This window comes from Salinibacterium sp. 10G20-15 (assembly GCF_057365065.1).
Genome location: NZ_CP195118.1, coordinates 1926815 through 1943218 on the forward strand (window position 1 = coordinate 1926815; position 16404 = coordinate 1943218).

At 59.1% G+C, this 16404-nt stretch carries 15 protein-coding genes and 1 tRNA gene; 11 read left to right on the forward strand and 5 right to left on the reverse strand.

From position 1 onward, the window contains the following. Positions 1–15 precede the first annotated feature (15 nt). Both ACR3YK_RS09270 and ACR3YK_RS09275 read right to left on the reverse strand, forming a co-directional pair. The gene (locus ACR3YK_RS09270) at positions 16–519 is read right to left on the reverse strand and encodes an META domain-containing protein (protein WP_486174603.1); all 504 of its coding nucleotides are present in this window, start codon (positions 517–519) and stop codon (positions 16–18) included. A 62-nt stretch (positions 520–581) separates the two neighbouring features. After that, positions 582–974 (reverse strand): DoxX family protein, encoded by a 393-nt coding sequence (locus tag ACR3YK_RS09275; protein ID WP_486174604.1) that lies wholly within the window; start codon positions 972–974, stop codon positions 582–584. Positions 975–1106: 132 nt separating this feature from the next. Between ACR3YK_RS09275 and serA the strand changes: the two genes are divergently transcribed. After that, positions 1107–2699 carry a phosphoglycerate dehydrogenase gene (gene serA / locus ACR3YK_RS09280; RefSeq protein WP_486174605.1) on the forward strand — a complete coding sequence of 531 codons (1593 nt, stop codon included), beginning with the start codon at positions 1107–1109 and terminating at the stop codon, positions 2697–2699. A 93-nt stretch (positions 2700–2792) separates the two neighbouring features. Here the strand turns inward: serA and ACR3YK_RS09285 are convergent, their stop codons facing one another. Further along, positions 2793–3050, reverse strand: coding sequence for a DUF6458 family protein (locus ACR3YK_RS09285; RefSeq protein WP_486174606.1), 258 nt, complete (start codon positions 3048–3050; stop codon positions 2793–2795). Positions 3051–3184: 134 nt separating this feature from the next. Between ACR3YK_RS09285 and ACR3YK_RS09290 the strand changes: the two genes are divergently transcribed. The 10 genes from ACR3YK_RS09290 (at position 3185) to ACR3YK_RS09335 (ending at position 13973) form a co-directional block, all read left to right on the forward strand. After that, positions 3185–4231 (forward strand): 3-isopropylmalate dehydrogenase, encoded by a 1047-nt coding sequence (locus tag ACR3YK_RS09290; protein WP_486174607.1) that lies wholly within the window; start codon positions 3185–3187, stop codon positions 4229–4231. A 39-nt stretch (positions 4232–4270) separates the two neighbouring features. Then, entirely contained in the window at positions 4271–5377 is a 1107-nt protein-coding gene (locus ACR3YK_RS09295) for a branched-chain amino acid aminotransferase (RefSeq protein ID WP_486174608.1), read from the forward strand. After that, complete coding sequence (locus ACR3YK_RS09300) at positions 5374–6144, forward strand: fumarylacetoacetate hydrolase family protein (protein ID WP_486174609.1); 771 nt, start codon at positions 5374–5376, stop codon at positions 6142–6144. The genes ACR3YK_RS09295 and ACR3YK_RS09300 overlap by 4 nt, the downstream gene beginning before the upstream one ends. Before the next feature lie 54 nt (positions 6145–6198). Then, positions 6199–7689 (forward strand): glutamate--tRNA ligase, encoded by a 1491-nt coding sequence (gene gltX / locus ACR3YK_RS09305; protein ID WP_486174610.1) that lies wholly within the window; start codon positions 6199–6201, stop codon positions 7687–7689. After that, positions 7686–8654, forward strand: coding sequence for an NAD(P)/FAD-dependent oxidoreductase (locus tag ACR3YK_RS09310; protein WP_486174611.1), 969 nt, complete (start codon positions 7686–7688; stop codon positions 8652–8654). Before gltX ends, ACR3YK_RS09310 begins: the two co-directional genes overlap by 4 nt. A 125-nt stretch (positions 8655–8779) precedes the next feature. Continuing rightward, positions 8780–8851 (forward strand) — tRNA-Gln (locus ACR3YK_RS09315). A 463-nt stretch (positions 8852–9314) separates the two neighbouring features. Continuing rightward, positions 9315–11183, forward strand: a complete 1869-nt coding sequence (locus ACR3YK_RS09320) for a KAP family P-loop NTPase fold protein (RefSeq protein ID WP_486174612.1) — start codon at positions 9315–9317, stop codon at positions 11181–11183. A gap of 137 nt (positions 11184–11320) precedes the next feature. Continuing rightward, positions 11321–11914: a hypothetical protein gene (locus ACR3YK_RS09325; RefSeq protein WP_486174613.1), complete on the forward strand. Its 594-nt coding sequence runs from the start codon at positions 11321–11323 to the stop codon at positions 11912–11914. 2 nt (positions 11915–11916) lie between these two features. Then, on the forward strand, positions 11917–13209 hold the full coding sequence (locus ACR3YK_RS09330) for a hypothetical protein (RefSeq protein ID WP_486174614.1): 1293 nt from the start codon (positions 11917–11919) through the stop codon (positions 13207–13209). Next, the gene (locus ACR3YK_RS09335) at positions 13206–13973 is read left to right on the forward strand and encodes a TatD family hydrolase (protein WP_486174615.1); all 768 of its coding nucleotides are present in this window, start codon (positions 13206–13208) and stop codon (positions 13971–13973) included. Before ACR3YK_RS09330 ends, ACR3YK_RS09335 begins: the two co-directional genes overlap by 4 nt. 158 nt (positions 13974–14131) lie before the next feature. Here the strand turns inward: ACR3YK_RS09335 and ACR3YK_RS09340 are convergent, their stop codons facing one another. Both ACR3YK_RS09340 and ACR3YK_RS09345 read right to left on the reverse strand, forming a co-directional pair. Then, entirely contained in the window at positions 14132–14587 is a 456-nt protein-coding gene (locus tag ACR3YK_RS09340) for an SRPBCC family protein (protein WP_486174616.1), read from the reverse strand. Positions 14588–14625: 38 nt separating this feature from the next. After that, a complete protein-coding gene (locus tag ACR3YK_RS09345) occupies positions 14626–16380 on the reverse strand; it encodes a cation:proton antiporter (RefSeq protein ID WP_486174617.1) in 1755 nt (584 codons plus the stop codon). Positions 16381–16404 lie beyond the last annotated feature (24 nt).

The window sequence follows — 16404 nt, forward strand, 5'->3', positions numbered from 1 at the left end:
CAACGCTTCGCAGCGCTAGCCGAGTGGCAGCGAACTTGACGGCAAGAAGTTGAGATTCACACCGTCGCCCTGCAGCACGAGGCTGCCACCGGTGGGGATGGCGGTTGACGTGGTCTCGAGAGCGGCAAGGTATCGCGTTTCGAAATCAGTGAGGGCTGGGTCAGTGCACGCTCGTTTAGTAGAAATGACCGGGCCAACGGTGAGCTCGTCTGGGGCTCCGGCCAGCGTCGCGGAGTAGTTGTTGCAGGTCGATTCCCCGGCAAGCCCGTCGCTCGTAATGGTGAGCGTGACGGTCACCGGGTCGTCAAGCGTGAGAGCGCCAGAGGGGTCGCTGCCGTCGGCATACAGCCACGTGCCCTCGATGCCTTCGATGGGCATCGCATCGCCGGGCGTCTCTTCAACACTCTGACCGGGACCGGGCCCGTTATCGATCAATGGCTCGTCTGAACTATCTTCCGGACCGGCACAGGCTGCCAGCGCCAGCAGGCTGAACTTTGCGAACATCGATTTTGTGATCATTGTTTCCTCCTACCTAGGTAGACGAAGGTGCTGCCGCTTTCGTTGTGCCGTGCTCGAAATTCTTAGAGCGCTGCGAGCAAGACCAGCACAATGAGCGCCAGCTGCCCCAAGTAGCGAGGCCAGAATGGCAGCGCCGCTTTGCCGAAGCGATCCGGATGCTCGGCCGCATAAGCATTGGCCGGGAACACGGCAATCAGAAACACGATGAGCGCGATCGCGGTAATAAAGCGGGTCGGCTCCCACAGCAGGCCCAGTCCGCCAGCGATCTCACAGAGTCCCGTAATCGTGACGAGAGCAGCGGGGGAGGGAATCCACGGCTGCCGCAAAACGGGTGGGATCATGGCCCGCATCGTGCGGGCAGGAGCGGCCACAAAGTGGCTAACGCCCATCGCGATAAACGCGAGCGCGAGGGCGATACGCAACACCCACTGGGCGATCTGTACGGCATCCATCATGGGTCTATCGTCGCACTGAGTTGTCACATGGCAACGGGGCCGTCCCGTCGCCGCTAAAGTTGCAGTAGTTGTCTACTCCAGCAGCCTTCGTTGTGTTAGCGCGAAGTCCCCGCGAATTGAAGGATCAGATCTGTGGCTAAGCCGATCGTCGTGATCGCCGAAGAACTTTCCCCCGCAACAGTTGACGCCCTCGGGCCCGACTTTGAGATTCGAAACGTTGACGGTACTGACCGTGATGCGTTGAAGTCTGCGCTCTCTGACGCGCAGGCCGTTCTCATCCGTTCAGCAACCCAAATGGATGCCGATGCTCTCGCCGCCGCGCCTGGCCTGAAGGTCATCGCGCGCGCCGGTGTTGGCCTCGACAACGTGGACATCAAGGCGGCTACCGCTGCCGGTGTCATGGTTGTGAACGCTCCTACCTCCAACATCATCTCGGCCGCCGAGCTGACCGTCGGGCACATCTTGAGCCTCGCGCGTCACATTCCGGCTGCCTCCAGCGCTCTCGCGCAGGGGCAGTGGAAGCGCTCGCAGTACTCGGGCACCGAACTCTTTGAGAAGACGATCGGCATCATCGGCCTTGGCCGTATCGGTGGTCTCATTACTGAGCGGATGCAGGCCTTCGGCACGAGCATCATCGCGTATGACCCCTACGTCACGGCCGCTCGCGCGCAGCAGATGGGCGTCACGCTCGTCTCGCTCGACGAATTGCTCGAGCGTTCGGACTTCATCACGATCCACATGCCCAAGACTCCTGAGACGACGGGCATGATTTCGACCGAGCAGTTTGCTCGCATGAAGTCGAGCGCGTACATCGTCAACGTGGCCCGTGGTGGCCTCATCGATGAAGACGCCCTCTACACGGCCCTCAAGTCGCGTCGCATCGCCGGCGCCGGCCTCGACGTTTTCATGAGCGAGCCGCCCACGGGCTCGCCGCTTCTCGACCTTGAGAACACCATCGTCACGCCTCACCTCGGCGCTTCGACCGCTGAAGCCCAAGAGAAGGCTGGCGTTTCGGTAGCCAAGTCTGTTCGTCTCGCCCTCGGTGGCGAGCTCGTGCCCGACGCCGTCAACGTTGCTGGTGGAATCATCCACCAGACCGTGCGCCCTGGCATCCCGCTCATGGAAAAGCTCGGCCAGGTCTTCTCTGGTCTCTCCGACAGCCCCGTCACCAACGTCGACATCGAGGTTCGCGGCGAGATCGTCGAACACGATGTCAACGTGCTTAAGCTCGCTGCGCTCAAGGGCATCTTCACGAACGTGGTGTCAGAGACGGTTAGCTACGTCAACGCACCGCTGCTCGCTGACCAGCGTGGCCTCACCGTCCGCTTGATTACGGATGCTGTGAGCCCCGAATACCGCAACCTGCTGACCATCCGTGGTTCGCTTGCTGACGGCTCGCAGGTTTCTGTTTCGGGAACCCTGGTCGGAAACAAGCAGCTCGAGAAGATCGTTGAAATCAACGGTTACGACATTGAGGTTCCGCTCGCGGATCACCTCATCGTCATGATGTACGAAGACCGCACCGGAATCGTTGCCGTTTTCGGCAAAGAGTTCGGCGACGCCAACATCAACATCGCCGGCATGCAGATCGCGCGCGAAAGCGAAGGCGGCAACGCTCTCTCCGTGCTCACGGTCGACTCGCAGGCATCCGCTGATGTTCTCGCGACCGTCGGGGAGCGCATTGACGCTCGCTACGTACACGCCATCGACATCGTCGACGCTTAGTTACTTCGTTCGCGCCGGTCTCGGTGTGAGCAACACACAAGGCGCGCCCCGAGCAATCGGGACGCGCCTTGTGAGCGTTAAGTGTCGTGGTTGTTAGAAAGTTTCGTCTGATCGCGTTGAGGTGCGACGCTCGCTGACGGTGCCGTTCGCACCGTCGGTGCCGTTGTGCACGGTGGTGACGGAGGTGCGGTTGCGCAGTGTCAGCACGAGGCCGATGATGAGCGTGACCACTCCCGCACCCATCAAGATGTAGCCGATGAGGTCAATGTTGACTCCTTCGACTTGGAAATCGAGCGCGAAAGTAAGAATCGCGCCGATTACTACGAGGACAATTCCGGTTCCAATACTCATGAGCCCAATTTTAGCGCGTCTCATTCAGCCTGCAATCAGGCAACATTCAGGAAAGTCATGACGGGCGCGCATCCGCCCCGGCGTAACCCGCTGCCTCGACGCCGCGAGTAGCCCCGCAGCGGTACTGTATTTACATGCCTTCTCAGATAAACCTTGCAGTCATTCCCGGTGATGGTATTGGGCCCGAAGTTGTGGCCGAGGCCCTCAAAGTTTTGAAGGCAACCGGGGTGGATGTTTCCACCACCGAGTTCCCCTTCGGAGCCAGCCACTACCTCGAGTCGGGCACCATTCTCGAAGACTCCGACGTGGCAGAGCTCGCGAAGCACGACGCGATTCTGCTCGGTGCTGTCGGGGGAGACCCGCGCGATCCTCGCCTCAAGGGCGGCATCATCGAGCGAGGCCTGCTGCTCAAGCTGCGGTTCGCGCTCGATCACCACGTAAACCTGCGCCCCACCACGATCTTCCCCGGTGTCACATCGCCGCTGGCCGAGCCCGGCGCCGTCGACTTTGTTGTCGTGCGCGAAGGTACTGAGGGCCCCTACGTGGGCAATGGGGGCAGCATCCGCACGGGCACGCCTCACGAGATCGCGACTGAGGTTTCGCTCAACACGGCCTACGGCGTCGAGCGCGTTGTTCGCTTCGCTTTCGAGCACGCCATGTCTCGCCCGCGCAGGAAGCTCACGCTCGTGCACAAGACCAACGTTCTCACCTATGCGGGTGGCCTCTGGCAGTCCACGGTCGACCGTATTTCTGCTGAGTACCCGGATGTCGCGGTCGATTACCTGCACGTTGACGCAGCGACTATCTTCCTCGTGACAAAACCGAGTACATTTGACGTCATCGTCACTGACAACCTTTTCGGTGACATCCTTACAGACCTCGCAGCAGCCATCAGCGGCGGCATTGGTTTGGCCGCCTCCGGCAACTTGAACCCGAGCGGGGAATTCCCCTCCATGTTCGAGCCGGTTCATGGCTCAGCGCCCGACATTGCGGGCAAACAACTCGCTGACCCTACGGCGGCAATCCTGTCGATTGCATTGCTGCTCTCACAGTCCGGTCACACGGATGCCGCGGCTAAGGTCACGGCGGCCGTGGAAGCCGATCTCAGCACTCGCGGCACCGCCGCACGCTCGACGTCTGAGATTGGCAGTGCAATTGCCGACGCTGTAGCGCAGAATTAACCCACCGCCATTGTGGCTGTACGTCATTAAGGACATTTGATGAAGAATCTGCTGGCTGATCGCCCCCTCACCTTCATGGTGAAGAAGAACCAAGAACCCCGCTCGGTCGAAGAGCGTGACGCGATTCTGGCTAACCCTGGCTTCGGTGTGAGCTTCACCGACCACATGGTCGACATTTGTTGGTCAGAGATGGGCGGCTGGCACCGACCCCGCGTGCAGCCGTATGGTCCGATTCAGCTCGACCCGGCGGCATCCGTTTTGCACTATGCGCAGGAGATCTTTGAGGGACTCAAAGCCTTCCGTCACCAAGACGGATCGATCTGGTCCTTCCGCCCCGAGGCGAACGGTGCACGGTTGCAGCGTTCCGCTCGTCGCATGGCGTTGCCCGAACTTCCGGTTCCGGCGTTCATCGATTCGCTCAAACAGCTCATCGCGGTTGACGGCGACTGGGTGCCGAGCGCTCCCGAGACGAGCCTCTACTTACGCCCGTTCCTGTTCGCAAAAGAGGCATTTCTCGGAGTGCGCGCGGCAAAGAAGGTCAACTATTACGTGATCGCAAGCCCGGCTGGCGCCTACTTCACCGGTGGCGTTGCTCCCGTTTCGATCTGGATCTCCACGAACTTCACGCGCGCAGGCAAAGGCGGAACGGGTGCGGCCAAGACCGGCGGCAACTACGCCTCATCGCTTATCGCGCAGCAAGAAGCAGCAGAGCAGGGGTGCGCCCAGGTTCTGTTCTTGGATGCCGAAGAGGGCAAGTACATCGAAGAGCTTGGCGGCATGAACGTCGTTCTCGTCAAAAAAGACGGAACGCTCATCACGCCGCAGTCCGAGTCGATCCTTGAGGGCATCACTCGCGACTCTGTTTTGCAGCTCGCGGAAGACCGCGGCCACAAGATCGAGCGTCGCCGAGTCACTCTTGAAGAGTGGCGGGAGGGCGTTGAGTCAGGCGAGATCACTGAGATGTTCGCGTGCGGTACCGCAGCGGTCATCACGCCCATCGCCATGCTCAAGGGTGACGGTGTGGAATTTGGGTCGGCGGATGCTCCCGCCGGCGAACTGACGATGTCGCTGCGCGAAGAGCTCACCGATATCCAATATGGCCGTCGCGAAGACAAGCACGGCTGGATGATGAGGCTCGACGCATGAAGGTAGCTCGTTTCAGTGCTGGCGCAGGCGCCCGCTACGGAATCATCGACGGCGACGAGATTGTCGTTCTGACCGGTGACCCGATGTTCAACGGCTTTGAGACCACTGACGAGCGCTTGCCGCTCTCGGACATCAAGTTGCTGGCGCCGGTCATCCCGCGTTCGAAGGTCGTGGCGTTCGGTCGCAACTATGCCGAGCACGCTAAGGAGCTCGGCAACGAGGTTCCGGATGCTCCCATGATGTTTATCAAGCCGAACACGTCTGTCGTGGGTCCCGGCGATGCCATCATGCTGCCGACGCAGTCTGAAGAAGTGGCGTTCGAGGGTGAGCTTGCCGTGATCATCGGCAGCATTGCTAAGAACGTGGCCGAGGCCGACTTTGAGAGCGTCATCTTTGGCTACACGATTGCCAACGATGTCACCGCTCGCGACCTTCAGAAGAAGGATGGCCAGTGGTCACGCGCCAAGGGCTTCGATACGTTCTGCCCGCTCGGGCCCGTGATCGAGACTGAATTCGTGGTGGGTTCGCAGAGCATCCGTACCACGGTGAACGGTGACCTCAAGCAAGACGGCACCGTTGACCAGATGATCCACTCAGTGGCAGCGCAAGTGGCGTACGCCTCCGCGGCGTTCACGTTGCTGCCCGGCGACATCATCCTCACCGGTACGCCTGCTGGCGTTGGCCCGATCGTGAACGGCGACACCGTCGACATCACGATCGAGGGTATCGGCACGCTGAGCAACCCGGTTCGTTCTCTCACTAAGTAGGCGCAGTCGCAGAATCGCCTGCAGAGGGCGGTTCTGCGACTTAGAATGGTGGCAATGTCTGCGCCATTTTCTACTGCAACCGCTTCCGACGTTCGCGTTCGGTTTTGTCCGTCACCGACGGGTACGCCCCACGTCGGGCTGATTCGTACTGCCCTGTTCAACTGGGCTTACGCACGCCACATGGGTGGCAAGTTGGTGTTCCGTATTGAAGATACGGATGCCGCTCGCGACAGCGAAGAGAGCTACTTGCAGCTTCTCGACGCCATGCGCTGGTTGGGGTTGGACTGGGACGAGGGCGTAGAGACTGGTGGACCGAACGGTCCTTATCGCCAGTCGCAGCGCACCGACATCTACCTCGAGGTCATCGAGAAGCTGAAGGCTTCCGGTCACCTCTACGAATCTTTTGCGACCGGTGAAGAGATCGAGGCCCGCAATGTGGCCAACGGTCGCGACCCCAAGCAGGGCTACGACAACTTTGAGCGCGACCTCACCGCTGAGCAGATCGCCGCATTCAAAGAAGAGGGCCGTAAGCCGGCTTTGCGTTTGCGTGTTCCCGACTCCGACTTGAGTTTTGACGACCTGGTCCGTGGCGACATCACGTTCCCCGCCGGTTCGTTCTCTGACTTTGTTGTGGTGCGCCCGAACGGTGCGCCGCTGTACACGTTCGTGAACCCGGTGGATGACGCGTTGATGGGCATCACGCACGTGCTGCGCGGTGAAGACCTGCTCTCGAGCACTCCGCGCCAGATCGCCCTCTACACGGCTCTTATCGAGATCGGCCTGACGGATGCGATCCCGCGCTTCGGCCACCTTCCTTACGTGATGGGTGAGGGCAACAAGAAGCTCTCGAAGCGCGACCCCGAGTCGAACCTGTTCCACCACCGCGACCGCGGGTTCATCCCCGAGGGTCTCATCAACTACCTCTCGCTGTTGGGCTGGTCGCTTGCGCCTGACCGCGACGTGTTCTCGATCGAAGAAATGATTGCCGCGTTCGACGTGGTGAACGTGAACCCGAACCCGGCCCGTTTCGACGTGAAGAAGGCGGAGTCGCTGAATGGCGACCACATCCGTCTGCTCTCGGCGGAGGAGTTCGCTGGTCGTCTCGTGCCCTACCTCGTTGCTGCCGACGTCATTTCGGCTGAGCCGACCGAGGCTGAGCTCGCGACGCTGGCTGCTGCCGCGCCTCTCGTGCAGGAGCGCATGCAGTTGCTGGGCGATGCGCCTGCCCTGTTGCAGTTCTTGTTCACGGCAGATGCCGACCTCGTGGTTGAGGCCGACGCAATGCCGAAGGCTGAGGGCCCCGAGGTTCTGGATGCCGCTATTGCCGTGCTGACCGATCTCGATTCCTGGACTCACGATGCCATTGAGGCAGCGTTGCGCGCCGAACTCATCGAGGTAAAAGAGATGAAGCCGCGACTGGCTTTCGGACCCTTGCGGAGCGCGATCGCTGGTCGTCGCATCAGCCCGCCGCTCTTCGAGTCGATGGAACTGTTGGGCAAGGAATCGTCACTGGTTCGCCTGAAGGCGTTGCGCGCCCAGCTATGAGTGAGCAGTTCGACTGGGATGTTGTCATTGTCGGCGGCGGACCGGCCGGACTGAGCGCTGCGCTGAATCTGGCGCGAGCGCGTCGACGCACTCTAGTGCTCGACAGCAATCGCCCCCGCAACTCGGCGACGTTCCACTCTCACGGCTTTTTGAGCCGCGATGGTATTTCTCCTCTTGAGCTTCGCAAGATGGGCCGTGAGGAGCTAGAGCAGTATCCGAACGTTTCGTTCGAGCGCACGATTGTGGAGGGCATTGAGCCTCTGGTTGGCGTTGGCGGGCCGGATGCCGCTGATGCTGCCGATGATGGAGCTGTCGACGGCGCCTCGGCGACCGCTGGCGCAGGCTTCACCGTCACGCATCGCGGGGGCGCGGTCACGACCCGCACCGTGCTGATCGCGACTGGGTTGCGTGAGGTACTGCCGAAGTTGCCGACGCTGCGCGCGTTCTATGGCACGAGCATCCATTCGTGCATGGAGTGTGATGGTTACGAGTATGCGGACAAGCCGATTGCGCTGATTGGGCACACGGATGACTTGGCGGAGCGCGCACTGCTGCTTTCGCAGTGGAGCCGCGACCTCATTGTCTTCACGCAGGGCGTTGGCCATGTGAGCGATGCTGATGAGGCGATGCTCGCGGAGCGTGGTGTTCGCGTGGATCGTCGTGAGGTGGCGGATGTCGCGGGCGACCGTGATGGCCTGAACGGCGTGGTGCTTGTCGACGGCGAGACGGTCGCGCGCGAGGCCGCGTTTGTGCGCCCCGACTATGAGACGGCGCTCGACTTTGCGGCGGGCTTGCAGCTCGCACTCGACGCGGAGGGTCTGATTGTCGTGGACGCTGCCGGCCGTACCAGCGCGACAGGCGCCTATGCGATTGGTGATGCCACCCCGCCCGGCCCCCAGCAGCTCATCGTTGCCGCGGGCGACGGCGCTGAGGTTGCCGCGGTCATCAACCGCGACTTGCTCTAGCGTCGACTTTTTCGGCGAGTTCCCGAGGATTTTCGGAAGCTTTCGCGGCTCGAGCGGGGGAGTGAACCACAGCCGGCTCAGGATGCGCTAAAGTAGTAAATCGGTTCGGCTGCGGCTGAACGCTGTGGGGTATGGTGTAATTGGCAACACGGAAGATTCTGATTCTTTTGTTCTTGGTTCGAGTCCAGGTACCCCAGCAAAACATCGAGGGAGCAACTCTCTCCCAGCCCGGCTCACGCCGGGCTTTTTCTTTGCCGCTTCAAACCTGAACGGCCCGTCAAGCTTATGTGACCCTTGCAGATCCTCATGCGGGCCCAAAACGCGAGTCATCCTTTGGGTTCTGGATATTTTGATTCACTCCACCGCTAGTCTGAAGTGAAGCTGTGTATGAAATTCACAATCTAGCGCGACGAGCAAAGGGGCTGGCATCATCAAGCGTTGTCTACGCGATTCTCACAGAGGATACTTTTCTCTCACGCCAGCAGTCGAAACTCGCCAGTTCAGTGATTCGAATTGGCGCGCTTTATTGCCGGTAAAGCTTAACTCCATCGAAGAACTCCAATACGCTATCGGGGGTTGCTCCCCGTCAGCGTCAGAGGGCTGGAGCCGATGAGCGAGCCAAAGTTAGTCGCAACGTCCACCGCTGGAGAGCCTCTGCTCATGAGTTCGTACCCATTGTTTCTTGATGAGCCCACGGACGTTGACCTCCTGTCGTTCGACGCGGTCGCGTCAACGATCGTTGACGCCGTGCGGGACCCGCGTTTAGATCCAATCGCCCTTGGGCTTTCGGGCGCTTGGGGGAGCGGGAAAACGTCGGTGCTTCGAATCATCGGCAAACAACTTCGAGTACCAGACGGGGAATCCTCAGATTGCTTAGTGATCGAAACCGACCCGTGGAGATACGACCCGCAACTAGGGATTAAGGAATCACTTATCGGGGAGATTCTTTCCGCAATTGAGGGTGCCCTACCGGACGAGGGGCCCGGTGCGGTATCAAAAAATTTGGTCAGAAGATTAATGCGACGCGTCGATTGGACTAAGGCGATGAAGCTAGCCGCCACATCCGCCATCACAGTGTCGCTGCCATCGCTCGATAATGTCTTTGAACTCGTGAGGCCCAAGAGTGCGGACGATAGCGGTCCAGAGCCCATCACAGATATGACGCAATTTCGTGTCGAGTTCGCTGCTCTGTTGGGTTCTGATGGCTTGAAAGAGATCAAGACAGTCGTCGTGCTAGTGGACGATCTTGACCGATGTCTCCCTGAAACCGTTATCGAAACGCTCGAAACTATCCGTCTCTTCGTTTCGGTGCCCAAAATGTCGTTCGTTATCGCTGCAGACGAGGAGCGAGTCGCTGACGCGATTGCGACGCGGTACCCGTCGGCAGGCTCAGACGGCGGCGAATCACCCGCACGGTTATACCTTCATAAGATCGTCCAGACTTCTGTGCCGGTGCCAGCTCTAAGCGATTTTGATACCGAAGCATACTTGGTGCTCCTTCAAATTCGGGCTTTAGTCGACGAGACCGACTATCCGTCGATCGTCGCGGATGTTGCCGAAGCACGTCGGAGTGCGGTATCACTCGAAACAGTAGCGTCGCTTCAGCGAACAGAATTCGCGGAACAACGTAACAATGCAGCCCGGATTCGCCCTATCATTCACGAAAAGACCCGCGGAAACCCACGCAGAATTAAGCGATTCCTGAACGACCTGTCGGTGCGACTGAGTATCGCTGCAAAGCGAGGCATCGATCTAGACGAGGCGACGATCGCGAAGTTGATGGTCCTAGAGCAGTATTTCCCGGGGGATTTCAAAACCGTTACCGATTGGCTTCGCGAACGTGTCCTCAGGGGAAATCTAGAAGCGCTCGAGTCGTTAGCGGGCACTCCAGATGTCATCGATGCAATTGAATCTGAACCAATCGAGCCCAGCGCCGGAACCAGTCAGCTCGATGAAACAAGCGCGAGCGTAGAGGCTCCTTCACTAAAAGAGGGAAAAGATGAAGATGAATCCAGCTCTCAATTCAGTGACGGCCTTATCCGATGGGCTCGGCTTTCGCCGTCACTCGCGAAGAAGGACATAGCGCCGTACCTCGTTTTTGCCGCGAGTTTTTCGAACCTTTTCATCGCGTCAGAATCGCTTCCAGAATCGATTCGCGACATGGGCACCCAGCTGTTGTCTCGATCACCCGGGGAAGCTCGCCGTGTGACCGATGCCATGTTGAGGAGTCTGCAAGCGTCCGAGGCTGTTCGTCTTGTGTCGTACATTGGCGGGGTTATCGTTGATGAGCCTCAGAAGCAGACGACTGGAATCGTGGCTATGTTGCGGATTGCGCGAGTGCAGCCGACAACAGACTCGGTCGTAAACGCGTTAAAGCGTATCAAGCCGAAAGACTTCAAAGTGGGCGCTATCGTGGCACTGAAAACAGATGATCCACAGCCGATTTTGACGCAAGTCGAGATAATTGTCGAAGCTAGCGGCAGTGCAGAGTTAAAGAATGCGCTTTCTGCATCACGGGAAGTTTTCTAGAGATGGGCACAAGCTCGTCATATAAAGGGTCGACGAGTAAGGTCTCACGCACACTCCGCGATCAGGTCGACGGATGGGCACAGTCACAAGTGGATGGGAGACCTACATCGATCCCCCAAAACTTAGTTGCCTACGCGTTGAAAATTCCTCTGTTCCCGAGGGGCGCTTCATCAGGTGCGGACAACGCGAAAAAACAGAGTTCACCACAACGTGATGCACGCGCTTATGCGTCCACAGCCGGCCGTGCGGCAACCTTGGCAAGAGCTTTCAGAACAGGAGATCGTGAAGCGCTTGCTAAGGCTGGTCTTGATTTCGATCAGATCTCAAATATGCCTTCTCGCTCCGAAATGGTACGCGCGATTCTCGAGGTCGTATGCGAGGCGCAGACCGGGAGCGATATACCTGCGGAGGAGCAGCGGGAGATCGCTGCGCTGCTACTCAACTGGATCCTCGACACGGAGGTCAACCCGGCCCCGCCGGAGGCTGCGGCAACGGCTGAGTATGCAATCGGCCTCATTATCGCGGAGGTATTTTTGTCGGAAGCGGGAGAGTTCACCTCGACCGTGGGTGTCGATCGAGAACAATTCATCGAAGGCGTATATGAAACTAGCCAGCAGCTAGCGGCTCGTGCAAACCTCGAGGAGTCGGCGGCGAGTCAAGAAGCGATAAATAAGGCGATTGAGAAAGGTCTCCGGTTTCTTCGCCGGACGTACCCGGGAGGTGGCAACTAGTCGTGTTCGAGTATCACCTCTCCGTATTGCCACCTAACGATCTGTCGTGGTGGGATGCGGACTCCACGTTCTATTGGCACAGCGCATCGAGCATGCCGTACTTTCATGCGAATTGCGGTCCGCAGCTCGGTAGATTTGGTTTGGTAAACAGCTTCAACACTGATCTCGTTCGTATTGCCGCGGGAGTTCTCGCAGCGGATCGATCTGCTACTCGCTCTGGACGCCTCGCGGCATGGAACCAGCGGGAGATTAAGCTCAAAGTCGATGTTTTTCAAGCGGAGCCGTGGGGTAACGTCAAAGCGGATTTTGAGAACTTGCTTGGATTCTTGACCGGCGATATTTGGACTTTGGATTTCAACGAAGAATCGGGTGCGCCCGAGCAAATTGGGCGAGTTGGGATTGATGCGAACCGAGTAGTTCTCCTGAGTGGGGGAGCCGACTCAGCGACTGGAGCCTTACTCTCAGGACTAGACCTCGCAGCACGAAACGAAAAGCAGATTTTGGTGTCACACTGGTCCTCCACGAACTTGGCGCCTCTTCAATCTAGGGTTGCCGGAGATATCGAACGCCTCGCAGCAGGCAGCACCGCGGATCACCTGAAAATTCGCATAGCGCGCGGCCGGCATACGCCCTCTGGCGCAGCTTACGGACGTGAAAACTCAACCAGATCCAGGTCATTGCTGTTTATCGCTCTCGGTCTCGCGATTGCCTCCGTCGATGAGATCCCACTTTGGCTCCCGGAGAATGGGTATGCCTCGATCAACCCGCCACTTTCGAAGAGCAGAAGAGGCAGCCTCTCCACTAAGACCACGCATCCAAAGTTCACCACCGATCTCGCGACGATTCTAAAACGGGTTGGAGCGCACGATGATTTCACGAACCCCTTTATCGCGATGACCAAAGGCGAGATGTTTATGAAGGTTAGGGATGAATTGGGGCGGGAGGGGTCGGGAAAGTTTCTTTCGGGAACAGCGTCGTGTTCGCACACCGGGGCGAGAACTTATGGCATCTCTCCCAAGGTGTCCTGTGGTGTGTGTTTCGGCTGCGTCCTGCGTCGTGCATCATTCACCGCAAGTGGCCTCCACGATGAGACGATTTATCTCGAAGCGCGTGGCTCAAAACAGATGGACTGGCTCGCGGAGAAATCGGTAATCCCCGCCATGCGTGACTTTCTTAACGAACCATTCGGAGAGGAGGAACTCGCTCGTCTTCGGATTCCATCAAGTTATTCGCTCGCGGAAGTCAACGATCTTGTTCAACGGGGACGAGCAGAGCTGCGGGGACTCTGGCAATGAGAATCCAGCCACCCCTTGATGTCCACGCTCATATAGACAAGGAAATTGATAATAAGGAACTCCGTAGTCTCGGAGCGTTCACGTTCGCGATGACGCGATCGATCAAAGAGTATTCCGAGGTTCAAGCACGACGCGACATTCGCACTGTATGGGGCGTTGGAGCTCATCCAGGATTAGTGCGAGTCAACAAAGCCTTTTCGCAGGGCGATTTCAGGAATTCTCTCAAGACGACTCCTGTCGTCGGTGAGGTTGGTCTCGATGGGGCGAGCCGCGTTCCGCTTGAGGCACAGGCTCGACTGCTTCGAGAGGTTCTTCGCGAACTTCAAGCGGCACCGCGACTCATCAGCATGCACAGCGCGGGTGCTCACTTCCAAATTCTGCGAGAGCTGCATCAAATTCCCGTGGCCGGGGTGATATTGCACTGGTGGACGGGCTCTTTAGAGCTAACTGAGGAAGCGGTTAGGTTGGGCTGCTATTTTTCCCTACCGCCAGCAATGATGTCGTCTTCCGAGGTATTGAGGTTAATACCGCTCGACCGCGTGCTGTCTGAGACTGACCACCCATATGGAGATCGGTTCACGCGAGTCGAAAAGCGACCAGGGGGAACCGAAGAAGTGGAGTTGAAGCTCGGCAAGTTGCATGAGTTGGAACCCCTTGAAATGAGAATGCAGATTTGGCGCAATCTACGTTCGCTCGTCGACGAAGTTGGAGTACGTCATCTATTCGGTCCTGAATGGCAGTCGGCATTCGAACACTTAGATTAGAAATCTCAGGTTAAACCTGAACGCAGTCAACGGCTGAGTTGCGCGTTTTCTCCTACTGCTGTCCTCGGGCTCTATGCCCGGAACTGAGGAAAGCGTTGAAAACATTTGCGCCGAAACGAACTTTTGACGTTCTGAAAAGGAAGTCAAAGTGGTGGCTCTTATTGAGTCTCCACGGAATGTCTCAGGGCGAGGTTGCGCTCCTCGAGCAGCGTCTGCATGTAGCGCCGCAGAAACAGCTTCTCGACGAGACGCCCGAGTGGCCCGAAGGGGGCCGCGAAGGTGAGGCGATCCTGCATATGGGTGCGGCCGTCGATCTCGGTGAAGAGATGCTCGTGGTGGTAGGCGGCGAAAGGGCCGCGGACTTGTTCATCCGCAAACCGATGCGGAGCATCCACGTCAAAAATTCGGATCGTTAGGCGCAGCGGCAGGCCGAAGTGGCGTGCCGACCAGGTGACGACATCGCCCTCGACGAACTGGCCCGAGGTGCGGCCCGCAACAACCTTCTCGCGGTGGTGTGTCATCGAATCGAGGTGCAGGTTCACGCTCAACGACAGCGCGCACACCTCGGCGATAGGGGCATCGAACACCGTGTCGAGCACGATCAACTGCGTCATGATCTGAGCCTACGTCGAGTTGCAACAATCTCGTTTTTCTATGCGCTCGGCTTGCCACGCATCTCGAGCGTGATCTGAGTCGCGTCGAGATTGTCGAGCGCATTCTCAAGCAGGTCGGCGTCGAAGATGCCGTTGTCGCGCGCATCGAGAAGAGCCGTACGTTGAGCCCGGATGACGGCGATGCGGTGGTTCTTATCCGCCTCGAACTGCACGCGGCGCGACTCAAAATCGTCCCCTTCGGGAGCGGTCGTGTCGCCAGCCAACGGCTCGGTATTCGCGGTGGCATCCTCGGCGACGGGGGTCGCATCAGCAGTGGGGGTCGCCCCGGCCACCGCATCTGCACTCTCGTTCAATAGAGCAAGGAGGCGGGTGCGCTCCGCGGCCGTACGTTCGTGCACTGTTGCCTGGTCAGAGGCGGGGGAGATGCGCCGCACCAAAGCGCCGATCGTGCCACCCTGCACTAGTAAGGAGAGCGCGGCCACCACGAACGCGATCAGCACGAGCGTGGATCGCAGCGGGGTGTCTGACGGCAGCGACTGGGCAGCTGCGACAGTAATGGCGCCGCGCATTCCGGCCCACACCACCGTCGTGCCCTCACGCCATCCGAAAGGCTCGCGGGCAAAATAATCAATGTCGGCAAGCGAGCGCGTGACCAGAGAAGTGACGCGGCGCAGATAGCGTGGTGACTTCGTCGGGCTGAGGCCGCTCGGATGCTCGGGAGCCTCCAGAATCTCGTTCGGTGAGCCCAGCCGCTCCTGAATGACCTCCATGCGCGGCTTCATCTTGGCGTGCCGCTGGGAACGCCGTGCCAAGAACCACAACAGCGGAGCCACGAAAGCAACGCGCACGAGAACGGTGATGATCAGTGCCCCGATGGCGATCACAACCGCGGTGCGAATACCCGCGTCATCGTTTTCGACATCGGTGAGGATGCCCGAAATTTGCAGGCCCATGAACAAGAAGATGGCACCCTCGAGCACCAGCTCGATCATGCGCCAATTCTGGGCATCCGACAGCCGGTTCTGGGGCGACAGCACACGAGCCGCCCGGATGCCGGTAACGAGCCCGGCGACAACAGCGGCGACCAACCCCGAAGCACCCAGAAGCTCGGCCGGAATCGCGGCCACAAACGGCACCGTGAACGACATGACCGTATTCACCGTGGGATCGGTGACGCGTTTGCGGATCACCAAATTGAGCCAGCCGACGACACCACCGATCAGCAGCGCGACGACCACGGAATAGGAGAACGACGCGGCAAAGTTTCCGAAACTGAAGGTCGCCGCCGTCGCGACGATCGCTCCGCGCAGCAGGGTGAGGGCGGTGGCATCGTTCAACAGGCTCTCGCCATCGAGCATGGCAATCACGCGTTTCGAGACCGGGGTCTGCTTGATGATCGACACGGCTACGGCATCCGTTGGACTGATCACAGCGCCGAGCGCGAGACCCCACGCAAAGCTGAGCCCGGGAAGGACGAGCATGAAGAAGAAGCCGAGGATCACGGCGGTGCCGATCACGAGAACCACAGAGAGCCCGCTAATCGCGCCGAATTCGCGGCGAAAGTTCATCGTGGGTAGCGAGACCGCCGCCGAGTACAACAGCGGTGGCAAAATGCCCTGCAGGATCAGCTCGGGGTCGATCTGAATGTCGCTGAAGGCCGGAACCACCAGACTAGCCACGACACCGATGGCCACCAGCACGAGCGGCGACGCGACGCCTAAACGCGGACCGAGGAGGGTGGCAGTTGCGATCACCACAAGCGCGGCCACCATCACGATCAGCAGTTCAGTCATGCATCTAATCTCTCAGCACAATTT